The 16,797-nt window shown below is 68.3% G+C and carries 15 protein-coding genes; 10 read left to right on the top strand and 5 right to left on the bottom strand.

The window, feature by feature from the left end:
- Positions 1-19: 19 nt before the first annotated feature.
- From OHA70_RS27010 to OHA70_RS26975, 8 genes are all read left to right on the top strand, one after another.
- Positions 20-1,417, top strand: a complete 1,398-nt coding sequence (locus tag OHA70_RS27010) for a serine hydrolase domain-containing protein (protein WP_328322407.1) — start codon at positions 20-22, stop codon at positions 1,415-1,417.
- Positions 1,418-1,494: 77 nt separating this feature from the next.
- Positions 1,495-2,433 (top strand): NAD-dependent epimerase/dehydratase family protein, encoded by a 939-nt coding sequence (locus OHA70_RS27005; protein ID WP_328322405.1) that lies wholly within the window; start codon positions 1,495-1,497, stop codon positions 2,431-2,433.
- 86 nt (positions 2,434-2,519) lie between these two features.
- Positions 2,520-3,776: a M20 family metallopeptidase gene (locus tag OHA70_RS27000; RefSeq protein WP_328322402.1), complete on the top strand. Its 1,257-nt coding sequence runs from the start codon at positions 2,520-2,522 to the stop codon at positions 3,774-3,776.
- A gap of 185 nt (positions 3,777-3,961) precedes the next feature.
- Complete coding sequence (locus tag OHA70_RS26995) at positions 3,962-5,209, top strand: sensor histidine kinase (RefSeq protein ID WP_328322400.1); 1,248 nt, start codon at positions 3,962-3,964, stop codon at positions 5,207-5,209.
- Entirely contained in the window at positions 5,194-5,835 is a 642-nt protein-coding gene (locus OHA70_RS26990; RefSeq protein WP_328322398.1) for a response regulator transcription factor, read from the top strand. Before OHA70_RS26995 ends, OHA70_RS26990 begins: the two co-directional genes overlap by 16 nt.
- A 66-nt stretch (positions 5,836-5,901) precedes the next feature.
- Positions 5,902-6,396 carry a TIGR04222 domain-containing membrane protein gene (locus OHA70_RS26985; RefSeq protein ID WP_328322396.1) on the top strand — a complete coding sequence of 165 codons (495 nt, stop codon included), beginning with the start codon at positions 5,902-5,904 and terminating at the stop codon, positions 6,394-6,396.
- Positions 6,393-7,709 (top strand): amidase family protein, encoded by a 1,317-nt coding sequence (locus OHA70_RS26980; protein WP_328322394.1) that lies wholly within the window; start codon positions 6,393-6,395, stop codon positions 7,707-7,709. Before OHA70_RS26985 ends, OHA70_RS26980 begins: the two co-directional genes overlap by 4 nt.
- A 23-nt stretch (positions 7,710-7,732) precedes the next feature.
- Entirely contained in the window at positions 7,733-8,548 is an 816-nt protein-coding gene (locus OHA70_RS26975; protein WP_328322392.1) for a MerR family transcriptional regulator, read from the top strand.
- Here OHA70_RS26975 and OHA70_RS26970 read toward each other — a convergent pair.
- Complete coding sequence (locus tag OHA70_RS26970; RefSeq protein WP_328322390.1) at positions 8,531-9,235, bottom strand: TetR/AcrR family transcriptional regulator; 705 nt, start codon at positions 9,233-9,235, stop codon at positions 8,531-8,533. The genes OHA70_RS26975 and OHA70_RS26970 overlap by 18 nt on opposite strands.
- Before the next feature lie 109 nt (positions 9,236-9,344).
- On the opposite strand from OHA70_RS26970, the gene OHA70_RS26965 reads away from it, so the two are divergent.
- Positions 9,345-10,784 carry a DHA2 family efflux MFS transporter permease subunit gene (locus OHA70_RS26965; RefSeq protein WP_328322388.1) on the top strand — a complete coding sequence of 480 codons (1,440 nt, stop codon included), beginning with the start codon at positions 9,345-9,347 and terminating at the stop codon, positions 10,782-10,784.
- 47 nt (positions 10,785-10,831) lie between these two features.
- On the opposite strand, the gene OHA70_RS26960 is transcribed toward OHA70_RS26965, so the two are convergent.
- The 3 genes from OHA70_RS26960 to OHA70_RS26950 form a co-directional block, all read right to left on the bottom strand.
- A complete protein-coding gene (locus tag OHA70_RS26960; protein WP_328322386.1) occupies positions 10,832-12,508 on the bottom strand; it encodes an L-lactate permease in 1,677 nt (558 codons plus the stop codon).
- Positions 12,509-12,766: 258 nt separating this feature from the next.
- Positions 12,767-13,144: a HesB/IscA family protein gene (locus OHA70_RS26955; protein ID WP_328322385.1), complete on the bottom strand. Its 378-nt coding sequence runs from the start codon at positions 13,142-13,144 to the stop codon at positions 12,767-12,769.
- A 289-nt stretch (positions 13,145-13,433) separates the two neighbouring features.
- Positions 13,434-14,528 carry a glycerate kinase family protein gene (locus tag OHA70_RS26950; protein WP_328322383.1) on the bottom strand — a complete coding sequence of 365 codons (1,095 nt, stop codon included), beginning with the start codon at positions 14,526-14,528 and terminating at the stop codon, positions 13,434-13,436.
- Between the two features lie 365 nt (positions 14,529-14,893).
- On the opposite strand from OHA70_RS26950, the gene OHA70_RS26945 reads away from it, so the two are divergent.
- Positions 14,894-15,490 carry an endonuclease V gene (locus tag OHA70_RS26945; RefSeq protein WP_328322381.1) on the top strand — a complete coding sequence of 199 codons (597 nt, stop codon included), beginning with the start codon at positions 14,894-14,896 and terminating at the stop codon, positions 15,488-15,490.
- Here OHA70_RS26945 and OHA70_RS26940 read toward each other — a convergent pair.
- Positions 15,480-16,688: an NAD(P)/FAD-dependent oxidoreductase gene (locus tag OHA70_RS26940; protein WP_328322379.1), complete on the bottom strand. Its 1,209-nt coding sequence runs from the start codon at positions 16,686-16,688 to the stop codon at positions 15,480-15,482. The genes OHA70_RS26945 and OHA70_RS26940 overlap by 11 nt on opposite strands.
- Positions 16,689-16,797: the final 109 nt, after the last annotated feature.

Here is a 16,797-nt window from a genome sequence, read left to right as displayed (position 1 = left end):
ACGAGATAGCGTGCACAGGGTGAGCAGCCTTCCACGCATTACCCCAGAAGCCCAGGGTCTATCCGCCGCCGCGCTGGATGCTTTTGTCGGCGCGCTCGACGCGTCCGAGCAGGAGATCCAGACGCTGATGCTCGTCCGGCACGGCCAGGTGGTGCTCGAGGAGGCCTGGGCGCCGTACCGGATCGAGGATCCGCACCTGCTGTTCTCGATCTCGAAGAGCTTCACCTCGATGGGCATCGGGCTGCTCGTCGAGGACGGCAAGCTCTCGATCGACGACAAGGTCGTGTCGTTCTTCAGCGCGGACGAGCTGCCCGCCGAGGTCAGCGACAACCTGGCCGCGATGGAGATCCGGCATCTGCTGACGATGTCGACCGGCCACACCCAGGACACCATCGAGGCGCTCGGCCGGGACGAGCGGATGATCCGCACCTTCCTCGGCCTGGAGGTCGGGCATGCGCCGGGCGCTCCGTTCGTCTACAACACCGGCGCGACGTACATGCTGTCGGCGATCCTGCAGAAGGTCACCGGCGAGACGCTGCTCGACTACCTGCGGCCTCGGCTGTTCGAGCCGCTCGGCATCGGCGAGGCGACCTGGCCGACGTCCAAGGAGGGCGTCACGCTGGGCGGCTGGGGGCTGAGCATCAGCACCGAGTCGCTGGCGCGGTTCAGCCAGTTCCTGCTGCAGCGCGGCGAGTGGGACGGCAAGCAGCTCGTACCTGCCGCCTGGATCGACGAGGCGACGAAGAAGCAGGTCGACAACTCCGTCGAGGTCAACCCGGACTGGAGGCAGGGGTACGGCTACCAGTTCTGGCGCGCCCGCAACAACGCCTACCGCGGTGACGGCGCCTTCGGTCAGTACTGCTTGGTCTTCCCCGATCACGACACGACGCTCGTCATCACCAGCGCCTCGCCGAACATGCAGGCCGTCATGGACATCATCTGGGAGCACCTGCTTCCCGCTCTGCAGGGCGAGGCAGGCGACGGTACTGCGCGACCGCCGCGGCTGGAGTTGCTACCGCCGGCCGGTCCGACCCCTGGCGGCGACGGGCGGAGGTACGAGTTCGACCCCAACCCGATGGGGATCGCCGCTGTGCAGCTCGACTCTGACGGCACCGGCACCTTCACCCTCGTGCCCGGCTCGCTGGCTGACGAGGCCCAGGTGTCCGCGGGCAGGACGCAGGAGCTGGTCTTCGCCGCCGGCCCATGGCGGGAGGATCTCGACAAGCTGCAGGACACGCCACAACGGCTGGTCACCAGCGCGTACGGCGATGGCGACACCTTCGTCGCGATCGTCCGCTACCTCGAGACCCCGTACGTCGTCACGATGCGCTGCCGGGTCGATGGCGACGCCTTGCAGATCGACCTGCGCTTCAACGTCTCGTTCTGGCCACCGGAGCTGACGCTGCGCTCGCGCTGAGGACGTGACGCGGGTCATAGTCACAGGCCCGCCGTCCGCCGTGTCCCTGGGTCGTAGACAGTGAGACGGAGGATGAGATGAAGGTGTTGGTGGCGGGCGCGACCGGCGGGCTCGGACGGTCGCTGGTGCCGAAGCTGATCGCGGCGGGGCACGAGGTGACCGGGATGATCCGGTCCGAGTCGGGCGCGGCCGGCGTACGGGCGCAGGGTGCTCAGGTGGTACTGGCGGACGGGCTGGATGCTGCCGCGGTGAAGGCGGCTGTCGGGTCCGTGCAGCCTGAGGTGGTCGTGCACCAGATGACCGCGTTGAAGTCCGGGATCGACTTCAAGAAGTTCGACGAGAGCTTCGCGTTGACCAATCGGCTGCGCACGGAGGGCACGGACAACCTGCTCGCCGCGTCGCACGCTGCCGGCGTACGGCGGATCATCGTGCAGAGCTACGCCGGCTGGAACCTGCAGCGTGGTGGCTCGCCGACCAAGACCGAGGACGTCCCGCTGGATGCCGAACCGGTCGCGGCGACTGCCAAGACAATGGCCGGCATCCGCCAGCTCGAGGCGGCCGTCACCGGCGACCAGGCTCTCGAGGGTCTCGTACTCCGGTACGCGAGCTTCTACGGCCCGACCGGGGCGATCGGCAAGGGTGGCGAAATGGTCGAGCTGATCCGCGCGCGCAAGCTGCCGCTGATCGGCGACGGGTCGGGCATCTGGTCCTTCATCCACTACGACGACGCGGCCGACGCAACAGTCCGAGCGGTCACGATGGGCGACCCGGGCATTTACCAGATCGCCGACGACGACCCGGCCTCCGTAGCGGTCTGGCTACCCGAGCTTGCCCGCATCCTGGGCGCGAAGCCGCCCCGCCACATCCCAGTGTGGCTGGCCAAACTGGCGGCCGGCGAGGCGGCGGTCTCGGCCTTCACCCAGATCCGCGGCGCGGACAACAGCAAGGCAAAGGACGCCTTCTGCTGGCAGCCCGGCTACGCAAGCTGGCGACAGGGCTTCCGGCACGGCCTATGACGCACGGGTCGGCCGCCATCAGCAACTGAGCTGATCCCGGAAGCCGCGTCCCGGCTGGGCGCGGCTTCCACTGCGAAACTGGGCTCATGATCACTCCCGCCGAACAGTCCGTCCTCGATCGTGTCGACGAGGAGCTCCTCGTCCGGATCACCCAGAGCCTGTTGCGGGCGACCGGGCAGAACCCGCCCGGCGAGGAGGCGGCGACGGTCGCCGCGTTGAGCGCGGCCGCGATCGAGCTCGACCTGGACGTCGTCGCCACCCGCGTCGAGCCCGGCCGCGACAACGTCAGCATCACGCTTGCCGGTGGCAACGGACCGGGTCTGCTCCTGCTCGGCCATACCGACGTCGTACCGATCGGCGACGGCTGGACCAAGGACCCCTTCGGCGCCGAACTCATCGATGGCCGCCTCTACGGCCGCGGCGCCTCCGACATGAAAGGCGGTCTGGCAGCCGCGCTCGCAGCTCTCGCGGCCCTGCGTGGTGTCGAGCTGAGCGGCCCGGTCGAACTGGCCGCCCTGATGGACGAAGAAGAAACCGGCAAGGGCATCCGCGCGTACGTCGATGCCGCAGGGCGCACCACCAGCGGCACCGGCGGCGGCGCCGACGGCATCGGCAGGGACCGCATCGGCGGGGCCGGCATCGGCGGCGTCGGCGGCTCGTGGCTTGGGTGCATCACGGCGGAGCCGACTGACCTGCAGACCATCATCGGCGCGCGCGGCGACTCGTACCTCCGCGTCGAGATCCACGGGAAGGCCTGCCACGCGGGCAACCCCGCCGACGGCGCCAACGCGATCTACGGCGCGGCCGCCGTAGTGGCCGAGATCGAGCGGTTGCATGCCGAGCTGGCCGAGTCGCCGCACCCGCTGCTCGGCGCGGCCACCTGGAGCGTCGGCCAGATCCAGGGTGGTACCGGCGGTTCGATCGTTCCCGCCGAGTGCGTCCTCGTCGCCGACCGCCGCCTCCTCCCAGGCGAATCACCCGACGCTGTCCTCGACGATCTCAAGACCCGGGTCGCCGCCCTCAACCTCGAGGCCCGCGGCCTCTCGGTGGAGTTGGAGATGCCGATGGAGATGCCCGCCTTCCTCACGCCCGCCGACGCAGACCTGGTCACCACCACCGACGCTGCCCTCACCGATGCCGGCGGCCCGCAACTCCCCCTCGGCGGCTGGACCGCGGCTTGCGACGGCGGCTTCATTGCCCGCGACCTCGGCGTACCGGTCGTCGTCCTCGGCCCTGGCTCAGTCACCACCCAAGCCCACCGAGCCGACGAATCCGTCGGCATCGATGAGCTCGTGGTCGCCGCGAGAGCGTACGCACTGACTGCGTTACGCCTCCTTGGCTAGGAACTGCTTGATGATCGGCAAGGCGAGGACGCCGACCCGGTCAGCATCGCGTTCGCGAGCATCGCGCGGGGGCCGGCCGTCCGACGCGGTGGGGCTAGACCTACTGTCGTCCAAATCCGGTCGGGATCCGGGGTCGGGCGGTACAGAGTGGAGGCAGGAAGTCGTACCGGCAGTTGGAGGAGTACATGGGACAGGTGGCGTCGTGGGCGGCCAAGCTCTGCGTGGGGTTCGGGCGGGCCTGCGTTCTGGTGGGCGTGACCATGCTGGTGCCGGCCGTCTGGGCGGTCGCGGCGGTGGTTTGGGTCTGGTGGGGTGGGAATCCGTGGTCGTTGATCGCGCCCGTGGTGCTGGCTGCCGTCGGTACGTTCACGCTGGCGCGGCCGATCTGCCGGATGATCCGGTACTTCGTCGCGCGCTGGACCGGCACCGTCATCCCCGGCGGCTACCTGGAGCCCGCGCCGGTGACGCAGATGTCCACCGGCTACTGGTGGAACGGCCGCTCGTACTCCTCCACGAGTAAGGAAGCGAAGGAGGACCAGGAACTCGCGAACCTGTGGCGCGACCCCGCAACCTGGCGCGACCTGCGGTTCCTGGGGATCGCCCCGTTCGCCATCGGCCTGGTCGCCGCCGTCCCACCGGCCGGGATCGCCTTGGTGGTCCTCGCGATCATCCGGCCAGGGCTCACCATGGTCGGCGTACTCGGCCTGATCGCCGCCCTCACCATCTCCCCCTACGCATGGCGCACCGCCGAGCCTGTGGCCGTCCGGTTCTTGCAGCCGTCGCAGGAGCAGGTGCTGGCAGAGCGAGTCGATGAACTGACCGCGCAGCGCGCCGACAGCACGGTCGCGCAGGCCGCCGAGATCCGCCGGATCGAACGCGATCTGCACGACGGTGCCCAGGCCCGGCTGGTCGCACTCGGCCTCGCCCTGGCCACCGCGGAGAAGCTGATGGAGACCGACCCCGACCAGGCCAAAGCCCTCATGCGCGAGGCCCGTGCCGGCGCCGCCACCTCACTGACCGAGCTCCGCGAACTGGTCCAGGGCATCAACCCACCGGTCCTCAACGAACGCGGCCTCGTCGACGCCGTCCGGGCCCTCGCCCTCGACAGTCCACTCGAGGTCACCGTCAGCGCCGCCGGCCGGCTGACCCTCGACCCACCGATCGAGTCCGCCCTGTACTTCGCTGTCGCAGAACTACTCACCAACGCGACCAAACACGCCCGCGCAACATCAGTACGAATCAACCTCACGCGTACCTCTACCCTGATCGTCGAAGTCTCCGACAATGGCAAGGGCGGCGCCTCCGCGCGCAGAGGTGGCGGACTCGACGGTCTGCAACGCCGGCTGGCGGTCTTCGACGGCGTGTGCGAGATCACCAGCCCACCCGGCGGCCCGACCATGGTCAGAATGGTGGTGCCATGCGAATCCTTGTAGCCGAAGACCTCTACCTCCTGCGCGACGGCATGGTCCGACTGATCGAGGCCTACGGGCATGAGGTCGTCGCGACCACGAGCACCGGCCCCGAGACGCTCACCGCCCTGCTGGAGCTCCGGCCGGACGTCTCCGTCGTCGACGTCCGGATGCCGCCGACCCAGTCTGACGAGGGCCTGCGCGCAGCCCTTGCCGCGCGCAACGAAGTACCGGGTCTGCCGGTCCTGATCCTGTCCCAGCACGTCGAGCAGCTCTACGCTCGCGAACTCCTTGCCGACGGCACCGGCGGCATCGGCTACCTGCTCAAGGAAAGCGTCTTCGACGCCGACCAGTTCATCGACGCCCTGGAACGCGTCGCCGCCGGCGGCACCGCGATGGATCCCGCTGTGATCGCCAAGCTCCTCAACAACCGAACCCCGAGGCTCGGCCGGCTCACCGACCGCGAACACGAGGTCCTCGCCCTGATGGCCGAAGGCCTGTCCAACCAGGCGATCTGCCAGCGTCTCTTCCTCAGCGAAAGCGCGGTCAGCAAACACACCACCGCGCTCTTCGCCAAGCTGTCGATCACCGACGACACCACCACCAACCGCCGGGTCCTGGCCGTCCTCGCCTACCTGAACAAGACCTAGCCCGAACTTGGGAACCAGCGGCTCGTGAAACAGGTCCAACTGGCCAAAGAGCCACGGGAGGGCGTCATGACGAGAGCGGCTGCGCTGTCGCTGCACGAGTTGTCCTACCTTTGCGGCGGGCCGAGGCGGGCTGTGCTGACGGCCGTACTCGCCCTGTGCCAGTCGGAGCAGCTCGAGATCGGCGCGGACGGCCGGGCCCACCGCTTGGACGAAGTTGGTTGGGGTGACGCGCTTGAGCAGGCGGTGCTCGACGTCGTGCCGAGCGCTGGCTTGGAGCTGGAATCCATCGTCGACGCGGTCGCTGAGTCGAAGGCTATGAGGGCAACCCGCGGCATGCTTGCTGCTCGGGGGTTGGCGCTGAGGTGGTTCCCAGGGCTCACCGGGGCGGGTCGCCGGGCACGCCATGAGGTACTTACCAACCCGCCCGAAGGCCTCCGCCGGATTGCGGTCCTCGGCGCGGAGGCGATCCAGGACGCGCAGCTCCGACGGACGCTCACCGACCCGACGTACCGGCAGCGCTTGACCCTGACACCGTGTCAGACCGTAGAGCTGACGCCATGAACAGACTCTGTACCGCGAACCAGGCAGCCGCCGCGATCCGCGCCGGCCAGGCCTCCTCCCGCGAACTCACCGAAGACCTGCTGGCCCGGATCACCGCCGATACGACCGTGAACGCGATCGTCGAGACGCGCCCCGAGTACGCGCTGCAGGCAGCCACCGCCGCCGACGAGGCAGTTGCCTCAGGCGCCGACCTCGGCCCGCTGCACGGCGTACCGATGACCGTGAAGGACGCGATCAACGTGGCCGGCCTGCACACGACCTGGGGCGACCCGGCCTTTGCCGACTACCTCCCGCCCGCTGATGCCACGCTGGTCGAGCGGTTGAAGAGTGCCGGCGCGATCATCGTCGGCAAGAGCAACGTCCACACCATGCTCGGCGACTTCGGCCAGACGGCCAACGAGCTCTACGGCCGTACGAACAACCCCCACGACCCCGCCCGTACTCCGGGAGGCTCCAGCGGAGGTGGAGCCGCCGCACTGGCCGCCGGCCTCACGTACTTGGAGTACGGCTCCGACCTGGTCGGCTCCATCCGCCTCCCCGCGGCCTACTGCGGCGTCTACGGCCTCAAGCCCACCGCAGGCGTAGTACCGCTGAACGGCTTCCAGCCCCCGGGCCCACCCGCCCCCATCACCGAGTTCCCCAACCCATCGAGCCTCGGCCCCCTCGCATCATCAGCCGCCGACCTCCGCACAGCCCTGGAAGTCACCGGCGGCCCAACCGGCAAAGCGATGTCGTGGCATCTCGAACCGCCAAGGCATCGCAGGCTGACCGACTATCGGGTCGGCGTCGTCCTCGACCACCCCGATGCGCCCGTCACCGACGAGGTCGGCAAGGCCCTGTCCGACAAGATCGACGCGCTGGCGAGCCAAGGCGTGAAGATCGTCGAGGGCTGGCCGGAAGGCGTCGATCCATCAGACCAGGCCGAGGACTTCGGTTTCCAGATCGGGCTGTTCTTCGCACTGCACGGCGAGGACTCCGACTTCGCGCCCCTCCCCCAGATCATCGAGCAGGAGCGCCGGCGGATGGCGGCCCGGGCGACCTGGCAGGCGTACTTCCAAGACATCGACGTCTTCCTCTGCCCGACCAGCTTCACGACCGCCTTCCCGCACGACGATCGCCCCTTCGAGGAACGGACGATCGACGGCCGGCCGTACGACGCGCAGGTGTTCTGGATCTCGCATGCCTCGCTGACCGGCCTGCCCGCGGTGAGTATGCCGATCCCCACAGCTGGCCTGCCCGTCGGGGCTCAAGTGATCAGCGCGTTCCACGAGGACGACACGGCGATCACCTTCGCCGAGCTCGCGGCTGGTTAACTCCCCTCAGAGAAAGGAGAGCGATGTTCGCGATCGGGGACTTCGCCAGGCACGGCCGGGTGTCGGTGCGGATGCTGCGGCACTACGACGCCATCGGACTGCTCCGGCCGGCCCACGTCGACGATGCGACCGGGTACCGCAACTACGATGCGGCCCAGCTCGCCGACCTCAACCGGATCGTCGCGCTGAAGGATCTGGGCTTCACGCTCGAGCAGGTCCGGACGATGCTCGCCGACGAGATCAGCCTGGTGGAGGTACGGGCGATGTTGTCGCTGCGCCGGGCCGAACTCGAGTCCGCCGTGGCCGAGAGCGCCGCGCGGCTGACGCAGGTCGAGTCGCGGCTGCGCAGTATCGAGCAAGGCGACGACGTACCCGCGGTCGTGGTCAAGGACCTGCCGGCGTCCCGATTCGTCGAGTTGTCCAGTACTGCCGCCAGCTTCACGCCCGACGACATCGGGCTGGTCGTCCATCCGCTCTGCGCCGAGCTCGGACAACGGTTGCCTGAGGCAACTGGAGTCCGGCCGGGCGGGCGACTGACCTGCTATTACGAGGCTTCCGGCGATGAGGTGATAGTGCATGCCGCAGTACCGGCCGCCGTCGATTCCGATGCCGCACTCAACGGATTGACGGTGGTCGACCTACCGGCCACCCGCGCCGCGACGCTCGTCCATCGCGGGCGCATCGACGAGGTACTGACGGCCTGGCAGGCCCTGGCCCGCTGGATCGACGACAACGGCCACCGCTCCAGCAGTCCGTCCCGCGAGCTCTACCTGGACTGCCCCGACGACCCAACAGCCTGGGTGACGGAGCTACAGGAGCCTTTAGTTCTCGGCGAGTGAGGCCAGGCCGGCCACGATCACCTGTACGCCGAACTCGAACCGCTCATCGCCGCCGGTACCCGCGGTCAGCGCGGCAGCCAGCGAGACCATCAGCGGGAACTTCTCCCGCGGCAACCCGTCGAAGAACCGGCGCAGCCCCCCGACGAACTCGGCGATGTCCGCCTCAGTCCAGTCGTCGGCCCGCTGGACACTCTCCTCGAACGCCGTGGCGGTCACGTAGAGCGGGATCAGGTCGACCGCGAAGGCGGCGACCTGGTCCGGCAGCTTGCCCGCCTTGAGGATGCCGAGCATGTTCTCGCTGCTCTCCAGCGCGCGCTCACCGAGCGGAACCTGACCGATCGCCGCCCGCGCGACCCCGGGATAGGCGCGCATCATCCTCAGCATCTGCCGCATCGAGTCCTTCAGCTGCTCCTGCCAGCGCTCCGGATCGGGCTCCTCCAGCTCGATGCCCTGAGCCGCCCGCTCGAGCATCAGCTGGTCGAGCTCCTTCTTGTTCGCCACGTGCGCGTACAGCGAGGCGGGCCCGGTGTTCAGCACCTGGGCGACCTTGCGCATCGAGACCGCCTCGTAGCCCTGATCGAGCAGAACGCTCAGCGCCGCGTCGACGATCCGCTCCCGGCTGAGCGGCTCGCGGACCGGCCGGGCCGGCTTCTCGGGGCTGATGGGTTGCCACGGCGACTGGTTCATGGAGACCACTGTAGCGAACACCGTACTTGACACGAACACCGTACGAGCGTAGAACAGTGTTCGTGAGCGAACACCGTTCGACAACCGACTTCTGGAAGGGGCGCCACCGATGAGCACCCAAACCCTGGCCGAACCGGCCGCGCCGGCCACCTCCCCGGCGTACAAGTGGCGCTGGATCGTGCTCGGCACCGTGCTGGTCGCCGAGATCATGGATCTGGTCGACGCCACCATCGTGAACATCGCGGCCCCCTCGATCCGGGCCGACCTCGGCGGCTCCGAGGCGGCGATGCAGTGGATGCTGGCCGGCTACACGCTCGCCTTCGCGATCGGGCTGGTCACCTTCGGCCGGCTCGGCGACCTGGTCGGCCGGCGCCGGCTGTTCCTGATCGGCGCGGCCGGCTTCACCCTCACCTCGGCGCTCTGCGGGTTCGCCACCTCGCCGGAGCTGCTGATCGGCAGCCGGATCGCCCAGGGATTGCTGGGCGCGGTGATGATCCCGCAGGGCTTCGCCATCCTGAAGGCGGTCTTCCCACCGGCCGAGATCGGCAAGGCGTTCAGCCTGTTCGGTCCGGTGATGGGGCTGTCCGCGGTGGCCGGCCCGATCATCGCCGGGGTGCTGATCGACGCGAACTGGTTCGACGCCGGCTGGCGGATGATCTTCTTCATCAACGTCCCGATCGGGATCCTCGCGCTCTTCGGCGCTCTCCGCTACATGCCGGAAGTGAAAGCCAAGGGGGCACGACGCCTCGACACCCTCGGCGTGCTCCTGATCAGCCTTGCCTCCGGTTTCCTGATCTACCCGCTGGTGCAGGGCCGTGAGCTCGGCTGGCCGGCCTGGTCGATCGCGATGCTGATCTCGTCCGTCGCCGTCTTCGCCCTGTTCGGCTGGCGTGAGCGCCGGTCCGGCAACCCCGTGATCGACCCGTCGCTGTTCCGCAACCGCGGGTACGTCGCAGGGCTCGGCGTCATCTCCACGTTCTTCCTCGCGATGTCCGGTTTCATGCTGGTCTTCAACCTCTTCACCCAGCTCGGACTGCACTACAGCCCACTGAAGGCCGGCCTCGCGATGGTGCCGTTCTCCCTCGGGATCGCGATCGGCGCGCCGCTGTCCGGCGGGCTGCTGGCGCCTAAGTTGGGCCGGACCGCGCTGCAGCTGGGCATCGTGGTGATGACGGTGGCGATGGTCGGAGTCTGGTTCACCCTGCACGTGCACGGCGACGCGACGACGATCTGGAATCTCGTACCGGCCACGCTGGCGACCGGGATCGGCGCGGGCATGGTGTTCGCTCCGCTCTTCGACATCATCCTGGCGTCGATCGACGACCAGGCGGCGGGCTCGGCTTCCGGCGTACTGACCGCCATGCAGCAGTACGGCGGGGCGATCGGCGTCGCGGTGATCGGCACGATCTTCTTCCAGCTCCTGCCGGAACACCAGTTCCTCGGCGCCACCAAGACGGCCGTCCTGGTCGCCGTCGGACTCTTCATCGTCAGCCTGCTGGTCACCTTCGCCCTCCCCAAGCGGGCGCGTGAAGGCGTACATGCTCACTGATGCGCTCGGCAGGCCGGCCCCTTTGCTGGGGCCGGCCTGTTGCTTTGTCAGCCCGGGATCATCCAGGTCAGGACCGTTGCCTGGACCAAGGCGATGATGCCGACTACGAAGGCAAGGATTAGGGACCACCAGAAGGTCATTCTGAGTAGTTGGCCTTCTTTGCCGCCCTGGCCGATCGCGGTGGCGCCGATGGCCAGGTTCTGCGGGGAGATCATTTTGGCCATTACGCCGCCGGCGGTGTTGGTGGCGCCGGCCAGAATCGGGCTGATGTGGAGTTGCTGGGCTGAGATCACCTGCATCGGGCCGAACAGGCTGTTGGCTGATGCGTCCGAGCCGGTGAGGAATACGCCTAGCCAGCCGATGTACGCCGAGAACACCGGGAACAGCACGCCTGCGGTGGCCAGTGCGAGGCCGAGGGTTTGGGTGGCGCCGGAGTAGTTCATGACGAACGCGATGGCGAGGATCATGAAGATGGTCAGCAGGGCCCAGCGCATTTGGTGGAGAGTCTTGCGGTAAGTGGCTAAGAGGAGGCCCGGCTTGGCTCCCATGGCGAATCCGGCGATGAGGGCTGCGATCAAGGCGATCGTGCCGGGTGAGAAGAGCCAGTCGATAGTGATCGTGGCGGCGTACGGGGCGTCCTTGGCGGTGATCGGGGCGTGCTGGATGACCTCGTTGTGCAGGCCCGGCCAGGGGAACTTCCAGTCGGCACGGTGGAGGAGCGCGCTCAGGTCCAGCCAGGTCGGCAGGTTCTTGATGATGGAGCCGATCCGGGAGGCGAAGATCGCGACGATCAGGATGACGTACGGCATCCAGGCGGTGAGCGCGCCGGTACTGAGCCCGACTTTTTGTTCCACTGGGGTGGTCTCGTCGTCGAAGCGCCAGATTGTCGGCGGCTCCCAGAAGCGGGTGAGCACCCAGAGCGAGCCCATCGCGGCCAGCGCCGCGATCACGTCGACGAGGCTGGGGCTGATGAAGTTCGAGGTCACGTACTGCATCACGGCGAAGGTCAGGCCGGTGGTCAGTACGGCCGGCCAGACCTCGAGCATCCGCTTCCAGCCCGCCATGACGATCACCAGGAACGCCGGCACGATCAGGGCGAGGAAGGGGAGCTGCCGGCCGACCATCGCGGAGTACAGGTCGGTGGCTTGATCTTGCTTCATGCCGAGGATCGGAGCCGTCAGCCGGCCGAGCACGATCAGCGGGTTGCCGAGGCCGCCGAAGGCCACCGGCGCGGTGTTGGCCAGCAGGGCCAGTACCACCGCGCGGATCGACGGGAAGCCGAGCGCCGCCATCATCGCCGCGGTGATCGCGATCGGCGAGCCACCGCCCGCGATGCCTTCCAACAGCGCGCCGAATCCGAACGCGATCAGCAGCGCCTGCAGCCGGCGATCCTCGCTGAACCCGGCCAGTACCGCCTTGATCTGCTCGAACCGTCCCGTGGCCACGGTGACGTTGTGGAAGTAGACGGCGTGGAACGCGATCCATGCGACGGACCAGACACCGAAGACGATGCCCATCGCCGCCGAGTCGAAGGCCAGCTTGGCCGGCATCCCGTACGCGAGCAGCGCGACTCCGAGTGCGGTGAGCAGCGAGAGCGCGGCCGACAGCGGCGCCGAAAGCCGCACGATTCCGAGTGCGACCAGCAAGACGACCACCGGCAATGCGGCCACCAAAGCCGAGAGCCACAGGGGGCCGGCCGGTTGATAGTTCTGGATCCAGCCCACGTGATTCTCCCCAGGTAGGTATGGCGCAAGTCACACCAAGCGAGGGGACGCTAACACCCGGTATCCGGGGCCGGGAAGAGTTTTCGGCAAGCGCTTGCACAGGTCACACTCCGGATGGAACTGCGCTCAGCGAAGGTCCGCGACACGGCCTGCACCCGGGCCTTGGATCCGGCCTTCGAGCCGCTGGGGATCGGCGCTTCCGGGCATGCCAAAGCCCCGCTCACCGGAGTACCGGTGAACGGGGCTTGTGGGGTTAGCTCAGTTGAACGAGTCGCCGCAGGCGCAGGAGCCGGTCGCGTTCGGGTTGTCGATCGTGAAGCCCTGCTTCTCGATCGTGTCCACGAAGTCGATCGACGCACCCTTGAGGTACGGCGAGCTCATCCGGTCGGTGACGACGCTGACGCCACCGAAGTCGGTCACCACGTCGCCGTCGAGCTGACGCTCGTCGAAGAACAGCTGGTACCGCAGCCCGGAGCAACCGCCCGGCTGTACGGCGACCCGCAGGGCCAGGTCGTCGCGACCTTCCTGGTCCAGCAGCGCCTTCACCTTGGCGGCGGCGCCGTCGGTCAGCAGAATGCCGCTGCCCGTCGTGGTGCCCTCCGCAGTCTGCACTGCCTCGGTCTGCGCTTCAGTCATTCCTGACTCCAGTCATCTCATGAGCGCCCGGCCGCTTTGGGCAGGCGGCCACGCGCGGAAAGTCCGCTGTCATTCGGGGCAACATCGGCTGATCCCGAACCATTCCCATGGTCGCACACCATTTTCAGGGATCAACTCCACGCCTCCCCCCTGAGACCAGCCCGGCGCACGGCGTACCGATCACCTCCGGTGACCTTGAACACCATCCGGCGACCTTGAACAGGTTATTTCATGTCCGAGGTAGCCGTTGGGTGTCCGAGGTAGCCGGTTCTCGCGCGGCTAGCGTGCCTCAGCGGGCCCAGGTTTTGGCGACGCGCTCGGCGACGGTGGCCAGCGAGCCGTGCGGGTCAGCGAAGGCGCGCTCCTCACCGACCGCGTCGACCAGCGAGTAGGCCGATTCGACGCCCATCGTGCGCATCTCGCGGGCGCCGATCTGGACCTTGCCGGCCAGTACTACGCAAGGCCGCATCGCATCGTTCGCGACCTTCGCGACTCCGGAGATCACCTTGCCGTCGCGGGATTGGAAGTCGAATGCGCCCTCGCCCGTCAGTACGAGGTCGACCTGCTTGGCCTTCGACTCCAGGCCGGTCAGCTCCGCGACCAGATCGATCCCGGAGACCCGCTCGGCCCCGAGCAACAGCAACGCGTACCCGAGCCCGCCGGCGGCCCCGGCACCCTTCTGATCTGCGGTTTTACGCCCTGCGAGCTCCGCGAAGGTGGTCAGGTAGCCGTCGACCGCGGGCTTGCGCTCATCGGTGATGCCCTTCTGAGTACCGAAAATGTTGGTAGCGCCGCGCAGCCCGAGCATCGGGTTCTCGACGTCGCTCGCGGCAACGAACTCAACCCCGGCCAGCCGGGTTCGCGCGGGCTCAAGATCCACTGCGGTCAGCTTCTCGAGCCCCTTCGCACCGGCCTCGAGACTGCCGCCCTCCGAGGTCGCCCCGAGCGCCGCGAGCAGCCCCGCACCCGCGTCGTTGGTGCCCGACCCGCCAAGCCCCAGGATGATCCGCTTGGCGCCGGCATCCACGGCCGCGCCGATCAGCTGTCCAACCCCGTACGTCGACCCGTCCTCCGGCCTGCGATCGCCCGGCTCAACGAGATGCAGCCCACACGCCTGCGCCGTCTCGACGTACGCCGTCTCCCCCGCAACCAGCACCGTCGCCGGCACGTCCTCACCCAACGGCCCCCGCACCGTCACCGACAGCAGCGTCCCATCAACCACCGCCGCCAGCACATCAATGAACCCAGGCCCCCCATCAGCCATCGGCGCCACCAACACCACAGCCCCCGGATCCCGCCGCCGCCACCCCTCCTCAATCGCAGCCGCAGCCTCCACAGCCGTCAACGTCCCAGCAAACTTGTCCGGAGCAATCAGCACGCGCATACCCACATCCTCCCCTACCCCCACCCGCTCCCCTGTCACCCACCAACCTCCGGACAGCGTTTACCCCACCCGTACTCGTAACTCGCCCACCGTCTCGACCCCACCCCTACCCACCACGCCGGCCGACCTGTTGAGCCCACCCGGCCCTGGCTCTAGACCTCATGTGTCCCGCTCGACAGGAGGTAGTCGCCGCCTGGCACTCTCCCCACGCTCAGCCACCGGCCGATCCCGGCCCACCAACCGAGTACCTCCTGTCGTGCGGGACACCATCTAGGCCGCCCGCTGGGCGCGGTAACGTCCGCGGCGTGGACTGGCCTACGACAGCGTCTGAAGCGATTGCGGTACAGGAAGAGCTTCATGGGTGGGTGGACACAACTGGGCCCGGCCCGTCGCCCAGCAGCACCCGGTATGTCGCGGGGCTGGATGTTGCTTACGACGGGGACGAGCTCGCAGCGGCCGTGGTTGTGCTGGATGGGCAGAGCCTTGCCGAGGTGGATCGGGCCACTGTGTTGGGCCGGACGACGTTTCCGTATGTGCCGGGGCTCTTTGCGTTTCGGGAGGTTCCGGTGTTGCTGGAGGCGCTTGGCAAGTTGTCCGTCACGCCGGATCTGTTGGTTTGTGATGGGCAAGGGCTCGCGCATCCGCGGCGGTTTGGGCTGGCTTGTCATCTCGGGGTGCTGACGGGGCTGCCGACGATCGGGGTGGCCAAGAATGCGTTTGTCGGGGAGTTCTCAGAGCCTGCGGCCGGGCGTGGGGCCAGTTCGGATTTGGTGCTTGACGGTGACGTGGTGGGTGCGGTCGTTCGGACGCGGGAGGCGGTTAAGCCGGTCTTTGTGTCGGTGGGGCATCGGGTGGATCTGCCGACGGCGGTCGCGCACACCCTGCATCTGACGCCGTCCTACCGTCTGCCCGAGACGACGCGGGCTGCTGATCACGCCTGCAGGGCAGCGCTCAAGAGGTGAGGGTGGCGGCTACTGCGTTGGCTGCGCGGCGGCCGGAGACTAGGGCGCCCTGGATTGAGGCTGTGTCTCGGTGGTCGCCTGCTACGAACAGGTTGTCGCCTAGGGCCACGGGTTGGCGGGCGGCGAGTGGAGCGGGCTGTTCGGGCAGTGCCTCGTGGATGTCGTGGCGGATGAGCAGGTCCCATGCACCAGCCGAGCGGCCGTACAGGCGAGTCAGTTGGATTCGTACCTCGGCCTCAGTGGCCTCTGTGGGCCAGAGGGTGGTGGCCTGGACCAGGTGGCGTCCAGGCGGCGCATACGACGGCGCCACGTTAGAGATGACCGCCGTGTTGAGCACAGGTCCGTTGCGGAGGCCGTCGACGACCAGGAGCTTGTCTGCCCGGGGCGCCGCATCGGTGGCGAACCAGTACGTGCTCAGCCCCTTCATCCGAGGAGGCCGCACGTCGGTGAGGCCTGCGGTCGGGTTGGCAGCCACCACCACAGCGCGGGCGGTCAGCTCGCCCTCAGCGGTCTTCACCGAACGCCCGGTCACCGCCTCCACCCGTACGCCGGTACGCACCGGCTCGGCCAGCCGAGCGGCCAGTTGCCGGGGCAACGCCGACATGCCGGCGACCGGCAGGCCCGGAGTACCGAGCAGGAAGGCGCGGAGGAGGAGCCGCACGAAGGCAGCGGACGTCGACCCGTCATCCGAAGCCAGTACGCCGGCCAGGAACGGCTCAAGAATCTCGTACCGCAGCCGGCCGTCGACCCCGGCGTCATCCAGCGACTCGGCCAACGTCATGTCGCGGCCGCCGAGCAGACGCGGCACGGGACCCAACGCGGGAGCTGCCCAGGCGGCGAGGCGGGCCAATTCGAGCGGCCGGACGTAGCCGCTGAAGAGCGAGCGCCCGATGAGTCCCGGTTCGCGCCGAGGGTCCGCGACTGTCGTAGTACCGGCGTCTCCCCCGACCGCGACCCCAGCGGCGAAGGACTGCAGCTCGAGGGCGGGCAGATCGACATACCGGCGAACGGCCGGATAGCTGGGGTTGAGCAGCTGGAAGCCGTGGTCGCAGCGGAAACCGTCGACCAGATCGGTCCGGATCCGGCCGCCCACCTCGTCGGCCGCTTCGAGCACCGTGACGGTGAGGCCTTTCTGCTGCAGCCCGATCGCGCAGTTGAGTCCGGCCACCCCTGCCCCAACCACGATCACGTCAGCCATCTGCCGATGCTCGCACAACCGTTCGCGCTTGTGCTTCCGTGCACAAGATTTCGCATGCTGAGCAGTGACGTGGGCCATGAAATCGAAGGGCAGGTGCGTGGCACGATGG

This window comes from Kribbella sp. NBC_00382, from assembly GCF_036067295.1.
Taxonomy (GTDB): domain Bacteria; phylum Actinomycetota; class Actinomycetes; order Propionibacteriales; family Kribbellaceae; genus Kribbella.
This window is presented reverse-complemented; position numbering and strand designations above follow the sequence as displayed.

What these genes read in the sequence shown, in the direction of transcription:
- OHA70_RS26970 (WP_328322390.1), bottom strand. Translation starts at nt 9,235, where the DNA reads ATGAACCAGTCGCCGTGGCAACCCATCAGCCCCGAGAAGCCGGCCCGG.
- OHA70_RS26950 (WP_328322383.1), bottom strand. Translation starts at nt 14,528, where the DNA reads ATGCGCGTGCTGATTGCTCCGGACAAGTTTGCTGGGACGTTGACGGCT.
- OHA70_RS26955 (WP_328322385.1), bottom strand. Translation starts at nt 13,144, where the DNA reads ATGACTGAAGCGCAGACCGAGGCAGTGCAGACTGCGGAGGGCACCACG.
- OHA70_RS26975 (WP_328322392.1), top strand. Translation starts at nt 7,733, where the DNA reads ATGTTCGCGATCGGGGACTTCGCCAGGCACGGCCGGGTGTCGGTGCGG.
- OHA70_RS27005 (WP_328322405.1), top strand. Translation starts at nt 1,495, where the DNA reads ATGAAGGTGTTGGTGGCGGGCGCGACCGGCGGGCTCGGACGGTCGCTG.
- OHA70_RS26980 (WP_328322394.1), top strand. Translation starts at nt 6,393, where the DNA reads ATGAACAGACTCTGTACCGCGAACCAGGCAGCCGCCGCGATCCGCGCC.
- OHA70_RS26965 (WP_328322388.1), top strand. Translation starts at nt 9,345, where the DNA reads ATGAGCACCCAAACCCTGGCCGAACCGGCCGCGCCGGCCACCTCCCCG.
- OHA70_RS26985 (WP_328322396.1), top strand. Translation starts at nt 5,902, where the DNA reads ATGACGAGAGCGGCTGCGCTGTCGCTGCACGAGTTGTCCTACCTTTGC.
- OHA70_RS26995 (WP_328322400.1), top strand. Translation starts at nt 3,962, where the DNA reads ATGGGACAGGTGGCGTCGTGGGCGGCCAAGCTCTGCGTGGGGTTCGGG.
- OHA70_RS26990 (WP_328322398.1), top strand. Translation starts at nt 5,194, where the DNA reads ATGCGAATCCTTGTAGCCGAAGACCTCTACCTCCTGCGCGACGGCATG.
- OHA70_RS27000 (WP_328322402.1), top strand. Translation starts at nt 2,520, where the DNA reads ATGATCACTCCCGCCGAACAGTCCGTCCTCGATCGTGTCGACGAGGAG.
- OHA70_RS26940 (WP_328322379.1), bottom strand. Translation starts at nt 16,688, where the DNA reads ATGGCTGACGTGATCGTGGTTGGGGCAGGGGTGGCCGGACTCAACTGC.